General features: G+C 59.0%; 11 protein-coding genes. 9 read left to right on the top strand and 2 right to left on the bottom strand.

What is annotated here, in order from left to right:
* Nucleotides 1–11: 11 nt before the first annotated feature.
* From pilW to JFT63_RS08150, 9 genes are all read left to right on the top strand, one after another.
* Nucleotides 12–770 carry a type IV pilus biogenesis/stability protein PilW gene (gene pilW, locus JFT63_RS08110; protein ID WP_186559905.1) on the top strand — a complete coding sequence of 253 codons (759 nt, stop codon included), beginning with the start codon at nt 12–14 and terminating at the stop codon, nt 768–770.
* On the top strand, nt 770–1,768 hold the full coding sequence (locus tag JFT63_RS08115; RefSeq protein WP_198843747.1) for a RodZ domain-containing protein: 999 nt from the start codon (nt 770–772) through the stop codon (nt 1,766–1,768). Before pilW ends, JFT63_RS08115 begins: the two co-directional genes overlap by 1 nt.
* A 2-nt stretch (nt 1,769–1,770) precedes the next feature.
* On the top strand, nt 1,771–2,880 hold the full coding sequence (ispG, locus tag JFT63_RS08120) for a flavodoxin-dependent (E)-4-hydroxy-3-methylbut-2-enyl-diphosphate synthase (RefSeq protein WP_003175952.1): 1,110 nt from the start codon (nt 1,771–1,773) through the stop codon (nt 2,878–2,880).
* Nucleotides 2,881–2,903: 23 nt separating this feature from the next.
* A complete protein-coding gene (hisS, locus tag JFT63_RS08125) occupies nt 2,904–4,193 on the top strand; it encodes a histidine--tRNA ligase (protein WP_057703917.1) in 1,290 nt (429 codons plus the stop codon).
* Nucleotides 4,194–4,234: 41 nt separating this feature from the next.
* Nucleotides 4,235–4,876, top strand: a complete 642-nt coding sequence (locus tag JFT63_RS08130; protein ID WP_003194010.1) for a YfgM family protein — start codon at nt 4,235–4,237, stop codon at nt 4,874–4,876.
* Nucleotides 4,869–6,020, top strand: coding sequence for an outer membrane protein assembly factor BamB (gene bamB, locus JFT63_RS08135; protein WP_198843748.1), 1,152 nt, complete (start codon nt 4,869–4,871; stop codon nt 6,018–6,020). The genes JFT63_RS08130 and bamB overlap by 8 nt, the downstream gene beginning before the upstream one ends.
* Nucleotides 6,021–6,284: 264 nt before the next feature.
* Nucleotides 6,285–7,754: a ribosome biogenesis GTPase Der gene (gene der, locus JFT63_RS08140; RefSeq protein WP_057703915.1), complete on the top strand. Its 1,470-nt coding sequence runs from the start codon at nt 6,285–6,287 to the stop codon at nt 7,752–7,754.
* Nucleotides 7,755–7,888: 134 nt separating this feature from the next.
* The gene (locus tag JFT63_RS08145; protein WP_198843749.1) at nt 7,889–9,037 is read left to right on the top strand and encodes a pyridoxal phosphate-dependent aminotransferase; all 1,149 of its coding nucleotides are present in this window, start codon (nt 7,889–7,891) and stop codon (nt 9,035–9,037) included.
* Complete coding sequence (locus JFT63_RS08150; RefSeq protein WP_057703913.1) at nt 9,025–9,816, top strand: amidohydrolase; 792 nt, start codon at nt 9,025–9,027, stop codon at nt 9,814–9,816. The genes JFT63_RS08145 and JFT63_RS08150 overlap by 13 nt, the downstream gene beginning before the upstream one ends.
* A 198-nt stretch (nt 9,817–10,014) precedes the next feature.
* Here JFT63_RS08150 and leuA read toward each other — a convergent pair whose 3' ends face one another.
* Together leuA and JFT63_RS08160 are read right to left on the bottom strand one after the other, a co-directional pair.
* Nucleotides 10,015–11,694 (bottom strand): 2-isopropylmalate synthase, encoded by a 1,680-nt coding sequence (gene leuA / locus JFT63_RS08155; RefSeq protein ID WP_057703912.1) that lies wholly within the window; start codon nt 11,692–11,694, stop codon nt 10,015–10,017.
* A gap of 364 nt (nt 11,695–12,058) precedes the next feature.
* Nucleotides 12,059–16,027, bottom strand: a complete 3,969-nt coding sequence (locus tag JFT63_RS08160) for a membrane-targeted effector domain-containing toxin (RefSeq protein WP_233102254.1) — start codon at nt 16,025–16,027, stop codon at nt 12,059–12,061.
* Nucleotides 16,028–16,191 lie beyond the last annotated feature (164 nt).

A 16,191-nucleotide genomic window follows, 5' to 3' on the forward strand; every position in this document is an offset into this window, starting at 1 on the left:
AGAGGATCTCTATGCCCTTGCGCCTTGCGCTGCTTTTACTGCTTGCCGGCCTCGTTGCCGGCTGTGTTTCATCGGGCCATGACAGCCCTTTGCACACCACTAAAGGCCGTGATGAGGCGCGGGTTGCCTATGTGCAATTGGGCTTGGGGTATCTGCGTCAAGGTATGAGCGAGCAGGCCAAGGTGCCGCTGAAAAAGGCTCTTGAGCTGGACAGCGATGATGCCGACGCCAACGCTGCACTGGCCCTTGTCTTTCAGGCTCAGGCCGAGCCGGAGCTGGCCGACCGCTATTTCAACAAGGCCTTGGCTTCCCGTCCTGGCGACTCCCGTTTGCTGAACAACTACGGCAGTTTCCTGTTCGAGCAGAAGCGCTACGCCCAGGCGTCGCGTTATTTCCAGCAAGCCAGCGCCGATACCCTTTATCCTGAGCGTTCGCGGGTGTTCGAGAACCTCGGGGTGACCTCAATGCGCCTCGGTCAGCGCGAAAGCGCGCGCCAGCAGCTGGAAAAAGCCCTGCATCTGAACAGTCGCCAGCCACGAGCATTGCTTGAAATGGCTGAGTTGTCTTACGAAGACAGGCATTATGTGCCGGCACGAGACTATTACGAGCGTTTTAGCCTGCTCAGTGGGCAAAATGCACGTAGTCTATTGCTCGGTGTGCGCCTGGCGACGGTTCATGAAGAACACGACACGGCCGCACGTTTTGGCCAGCAACTCGAACGACTCTATCCCGGTACGCCGGAATATCAGCAATACCTGTCGGAGCAATGATGAAAGCCGCGCACCCGGAAGATGTAGCAGCTAATCGCGTAAACCCAGGCGAAACCTTGCGTCAGGCCCGCGAAAGCAATGGTTGGTCGCTGGCGGAAGTGGCCCTCAAGCTCAATTTGACCAGCACGTCCCTGGCCAACCTGGAAGCTGGCGCGTTCGACAAGCTGCCTGGGCACACCTTCGCCCGCGGCTATATCCGCGCCTACGCCAAACTGTTGGGGATCGACCAGGCCGTGCTGGTGCAGGAGTTCGACCAGTTCACCGGTACCGATGCCCAGGGCAGTAATGTCCATGGTCTTGGTCGTATCGAGGAGCCAACGCGGGTTTCCCACACGATTTTGCGGATTGTCAGCCTGTTGCTGCTGGTTGCTGTGGTCGGCGGCGGTTTCGTCTGGTGGCAAGACCAGGCTTCTCAGCGCAGCAAAGACCTGACTAGCAACGCCATGGAGCACGTCGAAGTCGAAAGCGCCGATGGCACCACCCAGATTCATCCTCTGGACGAGCCCGAAGACCAGGCGGTGGCCGAAGGGCAGGCCGCACCAGAAGTGCCGGCTACAACTGAGCAGCCAGCGCCGCAAGCGGGCACCGCTCCTGCTGCGACTGCGGCCGTAGAGGCCCCGGTTACCCCGGCAGCACAGGTGGTTCAAGCCCCAGCGGCACCCGCACCTGCGACGCCTGCGCCAGTTGCGCCAGTTGCGCCAGCCGCACCGGCAGCGCCAGCCATGTCGCCTCCGACCACCCCAGCGTTGATCGCCGGTGATGGGCGCGTACAAATCACCTTCATCGCTGACTGCTGGACGCAGCTCACCGATGGCAACGGCAAAGTGCTGTTCAGCGGTTTGAAGCGTAAGGGAGATACGCTTGACCAGGGCGGCAAGCCTCCTTTGACGCTGCGTCTGGGCTTCGCCCGTGGCGCGCAAGTGGCCTACAACGGCCAGCCTGTAGACGTGGCGCCGTTCACCAGTGGCGAGACCGCTCGCCTCAAGTTGGGACAATAGTCATGCACGGCGAATCTCCAATCAAACGTCGCGTATCGCGCAAGATCTGGGTCGGCTCGGTGCCGGTGGGTGGCGATGCCCCTATCGCAGTGCAGAGCATGACCAACAGCGACACCAACGATGTGGCGGCCACCGTGGCCCAGATCAACCGTCTGGAAGCGGCCGGTGTGGACATCGTGCGAGTTTCCGTACCAGACATGGATGCAGCCGAGGCCTTTGGTCGTATCAAACAGTTGGTCAAGGTGCCGCTGGTTGCCGACATTCACTTCGACTACAAGATTGCACTGCGCGTGGCCGAGCTGGGTGTGGACTGCCTGCGTATCAACCCGGGCAACATCGGTCGCGAAGACCGCGTGCGCGCCGTGGTGGATGCTGCCCGTGATCGGGGGATCCCGATCCGCATTGGCGTGAACGCCGGCTCCCTGGAAAAAGACCTGCAAAAAAAATATGGCGAGCCTACCCCAGCGGCGCTGGTTGAGTCGGCACTGCGCCACGTTGAGCACCTGGAACGCCTGAATTTCCAGGACTTCAAGGTCAGCGTAAAGGCCTCCGATGTGTTCATGGCGGTTGAAGCCTACCGCTTGCTGGCCAAGGAAATCGTGCAGCCGCTGCACCTGGGTATCACCGAAGCGGGCGGTTTGCGCTCAGGCACAGTGAAATCTGCGGTGGGTCTCGGTATGCTGCTCGCCGAAGGGATTGGCGATACTATCCGCATCTCCCTGGCGGCAGACCCCGTTGAGGAAGTGAAAGTCGGTTACGACATTCTAAAATCCCTGCGTTTGCGTTCCCGTGGTATCAACTTCATTGCCTGCCCGAGCTGCTCGCGGCAGAACTTCGACGTGGTGAAAACCATGAACGACCTGGAGTTGCGCCTCGAAGACCTGCTGGTGCCGCTGGATGTCGCAGTGATTGGTTGTGTGGTCAACGGGCCGGGTGAGGCCAAAGAGGCCCATGTGGGCCTGACCGGCGGTACACCGAACCTGATTTACATCGACGGCAAGCCGTCGCAGAAGCTAACGAATGACAATCTGGTGGATGAGCTGGAAAAGCTGATCCGCGAGAAAGCGGCCGAGAAGGTCGCCGCTGACGCAGCGCTGATCGCTCGCGGCTGATTGAACGAATTTAAGGATTTGATGTGAGCAAGTCTCTGCAAGCCATTCGTGGCATGAACGACATCCTGCCGGAGCAGACGCCACTGTGGCGCTACTTCGAAAGCACTGTCGCGCGCCTGCTGGATAACTACGGTTACAAGCAGATCCGCATGCCGATCGTCGAGTTCACCGAGCTGTTCAAGCGCTCCATCGGTGAAGTGACCGACATCGTCGAAAAAGAGATGTACACCTTCGAAGACCGCAACGGCGACTCCCTGACCCTGCGTCCGGAAGGCACTGCCGCGTGCGTGCGTGCCGTACTGGAGCATGGCATCACCGGTGGTGGCCAAACCCAGAAGCTCTGGTACATCGGCCCGATGTTCCGCCACGAGCGGCCGCAGAAAGGTCGTTATCGCCAGTTCCACCAGATCGGTTGTGAAGTCTTCAACCTTGACGGTCCGGACATCGACGCCGAGCTGATCGTGCTGACCTGGCGCCTGTGGGGCCAGTTGGGCATCCGTGATGCGGTCAAGCTTGAACTCAACAGCCTGGGCACCAGCGAGTCCCGCGGGCGTTATCGCGAAGCCCTGGTCGAGTACCTGTCGGCCCACCTGGACAAACTGGACGAAGACAGCCAGCGCCGTCTGAAGACCAACCCGTTGCGCGTCCTGGATACCAAGAACGCCGACACCCAGGCCGTGCTGGTCGATGCGCCGAAAATGGCCGATTACCTGGACGACGAGTCCCGGGTGCATTTCGAGGGCCTGAAGGCTCGCCTGGATGCAGCGGGTATTCCCTACGTGATCAACCCCAAACTGGTGCGTGGCCTCGACTACTACAGCAAGACCGTATTCGAGTGGGTCACCGACAAGCTCGGCGCTCAGGGCACCGTGTGTGCCGGTGGCCGCTACGACGGCCTGGTCGAACAGATGGGCGGCAAGCCGACCCCGGGCGTAGGCTTTGCCATGGGCATCGAGCGGCTGATCCTGCTGCTGGAAACCCTGGAGCAGGTTCCCGAAGAAATTTCCCGTCAAGTAGACGTGTACCTCTGTGCCTTTGGCGAGGCTGCCGAACTGGCCGCCCTGGCCTTGAGCGAGAAAGTACGCGACCAATTGCCGAACCTGCGCTTGCAGATCAATGCCGGCGCCGGCAGCTTCAAGAGCCAGTTCAAGAAAGCCGACAAGAGCGGTGCGCTGTATGCACTGATCCTTGGCGATGACGAATTGGCCCAGCAAGTGATAGGTTTCAAACCCCTGCGTGGCCAGGGTGAACAACAGAACATTGCCTTTGATGCGCTCGCTGCGCACTTGGCCACCTGCGTCGTGCAGGGTTGAAGCTGTCGAACAGCCGAATTTAGCGATTAAGGAGTATTGGGGTGTCGAGTACTGATGATGAGCAACTGGCCGAGTTCAAGGACTGGTGGCAGCGTAACGGCAAGCCCCTGGTCACTGGCGGCCTGCTGGCTTTAGTGGTGGTGTTCGGCTGGCAAGCCTGGACCAAGTATCAGGCCAACCAATCCCAGGGTGCCTCGATCGTTTATCAGCAATTGCTGGAAACTACCCTGACGCCGGACGGCAAGCCTGACCCTGCGCAGGTGGCAGACCTGGCCGGCAAGCTGAAAAACGAATTCGGCGGTAGCACCTATGCCCAGTACGGCAGCCTGTTCGTCGCTAAAGTCGCGGTCGATACCGGCAAGCTGGATGACGCCGCCACCGAACTGAAGGCCATTGCCGACAAACCGACCAACCCGACCCTGGGTGAAATCGCACGTCAGCGTCTGGCACAGGTATTGGCGGCACAGAACAAGGCTGACGAAGCACTCAAACTGCTCGACGGCGATGCTGACAAGGCATTCGTGGCCACTCGCGAAGAGCTCAAGGGCGACCTGTTGGTCCAATTGGGTCGTACCGACGAAGCCCATGCTGCGTACCAAAAAGCCAAGGCGGCGCTGTCTGATGAAGCGGCGGTCGGTGGCTTACAAATCAAGCTCGACGACTTGGCCAAAGGGGATGCGTGACGTGATCCGTTGGAAACATGCAGCATTGCTGGCTCTGGCCGTTTTGGCCGCGGGTTGCAGCAGCAACAGCAAAAAAGAACTGCCTCCTGCCGAGCTGACCAGCTTCAAGGAAGAAGTAGTCCTGCAAAAACAATGGAGCCAATCCATTGGTGATGGGCAGGGCGACCTCTACAACCTGTTGCAGCCGGCGATCGACGGCGACAACATCGTGGCCACTGATTCCACTGGCGTCGTGGTTGCCATGGATCGCATGAGCGGCGACGTCAAGTGGAAGAAAGACCTCGAACTGCCGGTTTCCGGCGGTGTGGGTGTCGGCTACGGCATGGTGTTGATCGGCACGCTCAAAGGTGATGTGGTCGCACTCGACTCCAGCACCGGCGAAGAGAAATGGCGCGCTCGCGTGACCAGTGAAGTGCTCTCGGCACCGGCGACCAACGGCGATGTCGTTGTGGTGCAAACCCAGGACGACCGCGTGATCGGCCTGGAGGCCTCCACTGGCGACCAGCGCTGGTTGTACGACAGCACCCCGGCGGTGTTGACGCTGCGTGGTACCAGTGGTCCGATTGTGACCAACAACTTCGCCGTGGCTGGCCTGTCGACCGGTAAAGTGGTTGCCTTGAATACCCAGAACGGCGTGCCGGCCTGGGAAACCCGTGTGGCCATTCCGCAAGGTCGTTCCGAACTGGATCGCGTTGTAGACATCGACGGCGGCTTGCTGCTGTCGGGTGAAACGATCTACGTCGCCACCTATCAGGGTCGTGTTGCCGCGTTGGACCTGCAAAGCGGTCGCATCAACTGGCAGCGTGATGCTTCCAGTTATGCGGGTGTCGCCCAAGGGTTTGGCAGCGTCTATGTGAGCCTGGCATCCGGCACCGTTGAAAGTGTCGATGAGCGTTCCACCACTGCACTGTGGAGCAACGACTCGCTGGCTCGCCGTCAACTGTCGGCACCGGAAGTCTTTTCCAGCTACGTAGCGGTCGGTGACTTTGAAGGTTACCTGCACCTGCTGAGCCAGGTGGATGGTCGCTTTGTTGGTCGCCAGCGTATCGACAGCGACGGCCTGCGTGCGCGTCCGCTGGTGGTGGGTAACATGCTTTATGTGTATGGCAACGGCGGCAAGCTGGAAGCCCTGACCATCAAGTAAAGGTTTGACTATGCTTGGGGTAACCCCCAGGCGGCCCTGTTTCAAGGCCTGTTGCTGTAGGAGCGAGCTTGCTCGCGAAGGACGTCAACGATAACGCGGGTTTTCTGCATAAACGCGTCGTTCTCGGTTTTTTCGCGAGCAAGCTCGCTCCTACAGTGGCGGGGGCAGAAGCAGGGCATGTGGCATGTTAAATGCCGCCCCGAGCACCAGCCGCTGCCCTGCAGCGGCTTTTGTATTTTCTGAAATAACGAAGTGGAGAGCCGCATGGTTCCCGTAATCGCCCTGGTGGGCCGACCTAACGTCGGCAAGTCCACCTTGTTCAACCGCCTGACCAGGACTCGCGACGCCATTGTCGGCGACTTGTCCGGTCTGACCCGTGATCGCCAATACGGTGAGGCAAAGTGGCAAGGGCGCTCCTACATTATTGTCGACACCGGTGGTATCTCCGGTGACGAGCATGGCATGGACGAAAAAATGGCCGAGCAGTCGCTGCTGGCCATTGAAGAAGCCGATGTCGTGTTGTTCCTGGTGGACGCCCGCGCGGGCTATACCGCCGCTGACCAGATGATTGGCGAGCACCTGCGCAAGCGCAACAAGCGTTCCTATCTGGTCGCCAACAAGATCGACAACATCGATCCTGAGGCGGCCCGTGCCGAATTCAGCCCGATGGGTCTGGGCGACGCGATCCCGGTCGCCGGTGCCCACGGTCGCGGTATCACCCAGATGCTGGAAATCGCCCTGCGCGACTTCCCCAAGGATGATGTCGACGAAGAAGAAGGCGAGGAAGAGATCGTCGCTGAAGGCGAGGAAGCCAAGCGCATTCCTGGCCCGAGCGAAAAAGACGGTATCAAGATCGCTATCATTGGCCGCCCGAACGTCGGCAAGTCGACCCTGGTCAACCGTATGCTCGGTGAAGACCGCGTCATCGTCTACGACCAGCCCGGCACCACGCGCGACAGTATTTACATCCCGTTCGAGCGTAACGACGAGAAGTACACGCTGATCGACACCGCTGGTGTGCGCAAGCGCGGCAAGATCCACGAAGAAGTTGAAAAGTTCTCCGTGGTCAAAACCCTGCAAGCGATCAAAGACGCCAACGTGGTGATCTTCGTGATGGACGCCCGCGAAGGCGTGGTGGACCACGACCTCAACTTGCTGGGCTTTGCCCTGGAAGCCGGTCGAGCCCTGGTGATCGCGATCAACAAGTGGGACGGCATGACGCCGAGCGAGCGCGATTTCGTCAAAATCGAGCTGCAGCGTCGGCTGTTCTTCGTTGAGTTCGCCGATATCCACTTTATCTCGGCACTGCACGGCACCGGCGTGGGCAACCTCTACGCCTCGGTCCAGAACTCGTTCAAGTCTGCGGTTACCCGCTGGCCGACCAACCGCCTGACTCAGATCCTTGAAGACGCAGTGGGCGAGCACGCACCGCCGATGGTCAACAACCGTCGGATCAAGCTGCGTTACGCCCACTTGGGTGGTGCCAACCCGCCGATTATCGTGATCCACGGTAACCAGATCGAGAAGGTTCCCAAGTCCTACGTCCGTTACCTGGAAAACACCTACCGCCGTGTCTTGAAACTGGTCGGTACGCCGATCCGTATCGAGTTCAAGGGTGGCGAGAACCCATACGAAGGCAACAAGAACACACTGACCGACCGTCAGGTGAACAAGAAGCGTCGTTTGATGACTCACCACAAGAAGGCCGACAAGAAGCGCCGTGACAAGAAATAACGGCAGCTTTGCGTTGTAAGCGACACGCTGCAAGAGAGGGCTCCTTTGGAGCCCTTTTTTGTGCGCGGCCGTTTGTGCCTTGACCCGATGCAATTGGCGGCTTAAAACTTGGGGCTCACCTGCAGGGGCCTCCGATGATCACCAGTAAGCTGCCAAACGTCGGCACGACCATTTTCACCACTATGTCGCAACTCGCCGCTGAAACCGGCGCGCTCAACCTGTCCCAGGGTTTCCCGGACTTCAATGGCCCGCAAGGTTTGCTCGACGCAGTAGGCAAGCATATTGCCCTGGGTCACAACCAATACGCGCCCATGACAGGCTTGCCCGTGCTGCGTCAGCAGGTGGCCGCCAAGATCGCTCGCAGTTATGGCGCTACGGTCAATGCGGACAGCGAGGTGACCATCACCCCTGGTGCCACGGAGGCGATCTTCTGCGCGATTCAGGCGGTGATTCGTCATGGCGATGAAGTCATCGTGTTCGACCCCAGCTACGACAGCTATGAGCCCTCGGTGGAGCTGGCCGGTGGTCGTTGTGTGCATGTGCAACTGAGCCTGGACGGCTTTGCCCTCGACTTCGAGAGGATCAAGGCGGCGCTGTCACCGCGCACCCGCATGATTATCATCAACTCGCCACATAACCCGACTGGCGCGCTGATCAGCCGCGCCGAGCTGGACCAGTTGGCCGAACTGATCCGCGACCGTGATATTTACCTGATCAGCGATGAGGTTTACGAACACCTGGTATTCGATGGTGTGGCCCATGTCAGCGTATTGGCCCATCAGGAGCTGTATCAGCGCGCCTTCGTGGTCAGCTCCTTCGGCAAGACCTATCACGTGACCGGCTGGAAAACCGGTTACGTGGTCGCGCCGCCAGCCCTGACGGCTGAACTGCGCAAGGTGCATCAATATGTCAACTTTTGCGGCGTAACCCCTTTGCAGTACGCTTTGGCTGACTTCATGGCCGAACACCCGGAGCATGTCGAAGAACTGCCGGCCTTTTATCAGGCCAAGCGCGACCTGTTTTGCGACCTGCTGGCGCCGTCCCGCTTCAGTTTTACCCGGGTGAGCGGCACTTACTTCCAACTGGTGGATTACTCGCAGATTCGCCCAGACCTGGATGACGTCGCCATGTCCCTGTGGATGACCCGCGCACACGGGGTGGCGACGATACCGGTCTCGGTGTTCTACCAGCACCCACCCCAAGGCCAGCGCCTGGTGCGTCTGTGCTTTGCCAAACGCGAGGAGACGCTGCAACACGCAGCCGAAAAACTATGCGTGATCTGAGTGCACTGCCCAACCTGAATATCGCCCTGATCCAGACCAGCCTGGTGTGGCATGACCGTCAGGCTAATCTTGAACATTTTGAGCTGCTGCTTGAGCAGGCCACCGGCGCTGACCTGATTGTGCTGCCGGAAATGTTCACCACCGGTTTCTCCATGGAATCGGCCGCCCTTGCCGAGCCGGAACACGGCCCGACCCATCACTGGCTCCAGGCGCAGGCAGCCAAATACAACGCTGTGATCACCGGCAGCGTGATTATCCAGGCCGCCGACGGCAGCCACCGCAACCGCCTGTTGTGGGCGAGGCCGGATGGCGAGGTGCTGCATTACGACAAGCGTCACCTGTTCCGCATGGCCGGTGAGCACGATCACTACACCCCCGGCGAGCGCCAGGTGTTGTTTGAGTTGAAAGGTTGGCGCGTCCGCCCGCTGATTTGCTACGACCTGCGCTTCCCGGTATGGAGCCGTGATGCCCAGGACACCGACTTGCTGCTGTACACCGCCAACTGGCCAGGTGCGCGGCGTCAGCATTGGAACCGCCTGTTGCCGGCGCGGGCCATTGAGAATCTGTGTTACGTGGCGGCGGTGAATCGCGTCGGCACGGATGGGAAGGGCTTTGCCTATACAGGTGACAGCCAAGTGCTGGATTTCCAGGGTGAAACCTTGCTCAGTGCGGGGGAGGCGGATGGGGTGTTCCAGGTGATCCTGGATGCGGCGGAGCTGGCGGCTTACCGTACACGATTCCCGGCGAACCTGGATGCCGATAGCTTTCAGTTTGTCTGAGGCTTATCTGTCGCCTGCAAGGGCGTCATCGCGGGCAAGCCCGCTCCCACAGTTGATTGGAGTTACCTGAAAAACTGCAGTCCAAACGTGGGAGCCGGGCTTGCCCGCGATGAAGGCCCCACAAACACTACAACTCTGACGCCAAACAAAAAGGCCCCTGGATTCACACCCAGGGGCCTTCTGCATTTCAGCAGCCGGTTACGCCGCTTTGGCTTCCAACTGGCTCAGCGAGCGGTTCAGCGCACTGAACAGCGCCTTGAAGCTGGCGGTGGTGATGTTTTCATCGATACCCACGCCATGCACCGGACGCTCGCCGTTCACGCGCAGTTCAATGTAGGCTGCGGCCTTGGCATTGGTGCCCGCGCCGATGGCGTGTTCGTTGTAGTCCATGATCTCCACGCCAATCGGCAGGCCGGCCACCAAGGCTTCCAGCGCGCCGTTGCCTTTGCCTTTCCAGTGCAGGTTGGTTTCGCCCTGACCCTTGCCGGAAACTTCGACCTCGACAAAGCTGTTGCCGTTTTCTTCCTGCAAGCGATGGCTGACCAGCGCGTACGGGGTGTTGGCTTGCAGGTATTCACGCTGCAGCAAGGCGTAGATCTGCGGCGCAGTCATTTCCAGGCCCACGCGGTCGGTTTCGGCCTGTACCACCTGGCTGAACTCGATCTGCATACGACGCGGCAAGCTGATGTCGTATTCCTGTTCCAGCAGGTAGGCGATACCGCCTTTGCCTGACTGGCTGTTCACACGAATCACCGCCTCGTAGCTGCGGCCAATGTCGGCCGGGTCGATCGGCAAGTACGGCACTTCCCACAACGCATCGTCTTTCTGCTGGGAGAAGCCTTTGCGGATCGCGTCCTGGTGGGAACCGGAGAACGCGGTATGCACCAGGTCGCCCACATAGGGGTGACGCGGATGCACCTGGATCTGGTTGCACTCTTCGACGACTTTGCGCACGCCGTCGATATCGGAGAAGTCCAGTTGCGGGTCCAGGCCCTGGGTGTACATGTTCAGTGCCACGGTCACCAGGTCGACGTTGCCGGTACGCTCGCCATTGCCGAACAGGCAGCCTTCGACACGGTCGGCGCCGGCCATCAGGCCCAGTTCGGTAGCGGCTACGCCGGTGCCACGGTCGTTGTGGGTGTGCAGGCTGATGATCACGCTGTCACGACGGTTGATATGGCGACCGAACCACTCGATCTGGTCGGCATAGATGTTCGGCGTGGCGCATTCAACGGTGGCCGGGAGGTTGAGGATCATCTTGTGCTCGGGCGTCGGGTTCCAGACCTCGATCACGGCGTCGCAGACTTCCTTGGCGAACTCCAGCTCAGTGGCGCTGAACGTCTCCGGGGAGTATTCGAAAGTCCACTGGGTTTCCGGCTGTTGGGCGGCGTATTTGACGAACAGCTTGGCCGCGTTGACGGCGATCGCCTTGATGCCGTCCTTGTCTTGGTTGAACACAATGCGGCGGAACGACGGCGACGTGGCGTTGTACAAGTGCACGATGGCTTTCTTGGCGCCGCGCAGGGATTCAAAGGTGCGCGCAATCAAGTCTTCACGGCCCTGGGTCAGCACCTGGATGGTGGTGTCCTCGGGGATGTGGTTGTCTTCGATCAGGGTGCGCACGAAATCGAAGTCGGTTTGCGACGCGGCCGGGAACGACGCTTCGATTTCCTTCACGCCGACGGCGACCAGGGTCTTCCAGAAACGCAGCTTTTTCGCGGCGTCCATCGGTTCGATCAGCGACTGGTTGCCATCACGCAAGTCGGAGCTGCACCAGATCGGCGCCTGAGTGATGGTCTTCGATGGCCAGGTGCGGTCCGGGATATCGATGGTCGGGAACGCACGGTACTTCGAAGACGGGTCTTTGAGCATGCTCATCGGGAAATCCTTTGTTGTAGGGGCCGAGAAAAGGCGGCCTGCCGTGGAACTGTTATTGGGGATAAAGCTTAAAGACGAGGCAGATCGATTCAGCCTGGCAGTCGTGCGCTGACGAGGCACAGGCTGCGGTGCTGGCGGAGCTGAATGAGGGTGTGTGAGGTTTTCATGCATTCAACCCTAACCGCGGGGCGGGAGGATGGCAAGTAATCAGAAAAAATTGAGAGGATTTCTATTTTTTTGCACTTTTGAGATTTTTTATTGCGTTAATTTAATGTTTTTTGTTTTTTTGTGCTTGATGTGTTTTCTATTGCGCAATGGTCGGCTATGCAGCGGCTGGCTGCATAGCGTTCCTCTCACGAGGCGATCAAACGGTCAGTGAGTCGATGTTGTAGGCAATATTAATGTCTCCCGGAGTGTCATATATGTTCGTGCCATGCATGAATTTCAACGGCGGAGGTGGAGTATTAGGCGGTTGACTGACGAGGCTTGAGCCGCCTTTCAGGGTCGGGGTTACGGATATCCCGACCCCGCCGGTTAATTCAGCAATACCTGGGACCCCCCAGTAAGTATTCATGTGCGCGTTTCCTACTAACGCAACGTATTTTTCTCCCGCTGGGAGTTTTTCAATGATACGGGTTGCGAAGTAGTTAAGTTCTCTCAGTCGTTCGAAAAATTTAGTCGGTCTACGTTGCCAGTCTGCATAATTATCCGCATGGGAAGTCAATAGCGGGTGTTCGATGCCTACCACATTTATTCCATGCTTGTTTGCTTCGCTGATGACGTCCGCCATGGTCGGGCCGCCACTGAATTCCTGGCGATAGGCGCGATCGATCAGATAGTGCGCTTCGGAAGGTAGTACGTCCGCATGGTTTACGCCTGTAAAGCTTGGCGGATAAATGGCGCCCTCAAGGTAAAGGGTCGTGACACCGCAATCTGCCAAGCTTTTCATCTGATCGATAACCAATTGAAAAGCGGCTGGTTCGTCATGCAATTCTCCAACCACTAAACCACGTACACCTGGTTGAGAGAGGGTGTTTCGAATGGCCTCTTCAGGTGCGCTGTTGATCGTCATTATTGGCATGGTTGGCCGTGCAGGTAACCCGTTAGTTGCCAGGTCGTTGTAGTAGTTATTCACATCGCGTGTGAACCATCGCCTTAGTGGTCTGCTGACTGTCGGTCCCCCGGTAATGTCTTCAGTTGCCGTCCCCGAGAGCATGCGGTCCACATACTCATCGGAAGGTGGTGCAGTTCTGCCCCTTTTTCCTCTTCCTCCAGGTAATTCACTCAACCGCCACTCTCCGTTCCCAGCCGATTGCAGGGACGCCACGATTCTGCTGCCCCGTGGCGCCGTCGGTGGGGCATTGGGATCGATGATATTGACCTGCCCGTTGCGCGCATGAAATACCGAGTCGATCTGATAAACCCGGTTCGTACCCGTACTGTCGGTATAGCGCACATACCAACTGTCCCCCACGTTATAAGTGCCGTCGGGCCTCAGGCGCTGCTCGCTGATGACCTCGTTCGGCACGGTGTAGGCACTCAGGTCGCGGTTTGGCAGCGCGGCGGTGGTCGAAGGGCGCGTAGCGATGGTGCTGATACCGCTGCTGGTGGACGCACCTGCCAGAGGTGGGTTGGGGGGCGCCGGCAACGCTCTGGGACCCGAGCGCGGTGCAAGCGGGCCGGACAGACCGGTGGGTCGCAATACCGGCCGCATCGGTGCGGCGCGAAGATTGGTAATGCCTGAGGCCGCCAGGCTGAAATCACTGTAGATCGCCCGTGCCAAGCCCGGTTTTTTGATCAGGTGCGGCAATATTCTGCTATTGGCGCGCAGCGCAGTCACACCGGCTTTGCCCAGGCGAACACCTGTGGACACACCTTTGCCGACCACAGGTATCAGGTCCGCAAAGATCAAGGCCACTTCAATGCCGAACTCGATTTTGTTGAGGGTGGATTGCTTTGCCACTTCCGCACTGCTGACGGATTGATGATCAGCTCGGTCGATCACCATCTGTACGTGTTGTTTGTACAGATGATCTTGAACGTCGCCATCGATGGCTTTCAGGCTTATCGCACTGCCCAATAGCTTGACCGATGAAATTATCAGTTCGGGGGAGATCAGGTTCGAGGGGTTGTACGCCGTGCTTTTAAGCGCGTCCATAAATTGCGCGATGTCATCTTTACTGACGGGTGATTTCCTTTTCGCGATATAGGACGCCCATTCGCCTTTAGCCAGAAGGGTGTCCAGGGCGTTATGGTCCGCCACTTCACGAAAGGTGATGCCGTCGGGAGCCTTGGGGGTGTAAAGCACCAGCGACGAGTCCGTCTGATTGCCGATCACCATCACGCCTTGCACCGCCAACCCTCGGTGGACAAGGCTGTTGGCGACAATGTTTTTTCCATCGACCTGGGGGCGTGTAGCGGGATCGGGGTGCTCCATTACCGCGTCAACCCACTGCGCCGCGCGCTTGGTGGTGGTGTTTTCGTGGGCTTGTTCCTTGTAAGCGTCGGGATTGAGCTCGGCCAAAAACGCCTCTTTGAACATGGCGCCTTCCAGGCTGGCTTTCCACGCTGTACGCAATTGCGCAGCGCTGCCCGACTCGGTGTCCGTGGCCATTTCCCGTTTAAGCAGTTTGGTGTACTCGCCGCCGACATCGGTGTCATTGACCAGTTTTTTAAGGTCGTCGGTGTCCAGGGTAACCGGCTTGCCGGCCAAGTCCAGGACGGGCTCGCCTTGGGTGTCCAGCAGCCGCAAGGTCATTTTTATATCGGAAAACTTGCCTCTCTCTATGGCTGGAAAGCCACTGGGATTGTTCAACGCCAAGTCGGTCAGAGAGACGGAGTCCTGTTTGGAATAAAGGGGCTCGCCAGTGCCCCGCCCCCCGTGGATACCGGTACGAGTGTGTACCTGCACCTTTAACTGATCAGCATCGACTTTCGCGTTCGGGTACTGCTGGTTGATGGCCGCATTCAGTCTGTCGCGGGAGAAGGCTCCCAGGGACGGGATTTTTTCGAGCAGCGGCGCCAGCGTATCCAGACTTTTGTCTTGCACGCGTTCCAAATGCGAAAACACGGTTTCCTGCACCGGGGTCAGGTTCTTCAGCCACTCGGGTTGGTTTTTGTCAGCCAGTTTCGCATCTCGGGCCAGCATCGCATTGCTGCCATCGAGCAGATACGACCAGTCAGCGGCATTATCTATGGCTTGCAGTGATGTGCTGTCGAGCAAAGGGTTGAGGGTATTGCCTGGCGCCAAGGCTTTGCCCAAACCCGCATTGATTTCTGCTTGCTGGCGCCTGAGCATCCAGGGCACAGCTTCTGCCAACACATCCCCGGACGACGGCAAGACGCTGCGCATCAGGTCATCGCCGGAAAAACCATCGGCTCTGTTTTGCAGGGAGGGTGCCAGGGTTTGTAACAGCAGCTCGGCCTGAGTGCCGCCTTGGTCCAGCCGGTCGGCCAACGCCTGGCGTGCCTGCGCGGGTGTTGCAAACTCTTCGAATCCTTCGCCGGGTGTGTACAACACGACGGGGCCATTGGTGTCGTTGAGCTCAAGGGCGCGCCCATTTGGCCATGTAGGCGATGTGGCATGTGAGCCGTCGCTTTTGGTGATGAGAAACGCACCCGCCAGCATCGCTCCGCGCTCGGTTTGGTCATCGATTGTGATGGGGTACACGCCCAGGCGATCACCATGGGCGAATTTTTTTTCACGGGCATCCAGGGTGGGGTATCGCAGCGCGTCGTCGATCAGGGCTTTGCTCTCTGCACTCAGGGTTTGATCACTGAAGCGCAGGGCGGCCAGGCTCGACAATTGGCGTTTGTGCAACGTCAGCAGTTGATTCAGGGGCGACTCGTGCTTGCGCGGGTCTTCATGAACCGGGCTGGGGGTGTTCCAGTACTGTTCAATTGCCTGCGGGTATTGCGTGGCGATGCTGCGGGCGATGCTGTGCAATGTGCCTGCGGTGGCGGCTGGCATTGCCAGGTCGGCCAGGCTAGTGCGATGAGTGAATTCGACCTTTATGTCGCGTTCAGGACGCATCAGCTTGTTGGGATTGGCCAGGATATCTTGAACCGTCTTGGCCAGGGCGGTCATCAACGGTTCGGACGACGCCAGTGATTCCCGATCGCCGTCAACGCGGTAACGATTGACGCTCATTGTCTCGGCATTCAGAGGCCTGACGTCGGGAAATGCGTGTTCAAGTTGCGCCTGTATGAAGGTCTTGAAGCTCGGCTGTTGGTTGTGCAGGCGCTGCATGTCCTGCGTCAACAGGCCGTGTTCAACGGTGTAGGCTAACTGCTTGCTGGGTTTGAAGTGTTTCTCCAGCTTGGGGTAACGCATTTGCGCTCTGGCGATGCCGGGTGAAGTGGGGACAGGGGGCGTGTCGGGAGCGTAGGTGGGGGCGGGCGTTAGCTCGGGTGTCGTACCGGAATTTGTGGGTGAAGAGGAGGAGGCGGTGACTGCGGAAGTGCTCAGGGTTTGTTGTTGGAGTCGTGCTGCCAACG

Origin of the sequence: Pseudomonas sp. MF7453 (assembly GCF_016405455.1) — a bacterium.
Taxonomy (GTDB): Bacteria; Pseudomonadota; Gammaproteobacteria; order Pseudomonadales; family Pseudomonadaceae; genus Aquipseudomonas; species Aquipseudomonas paralactis.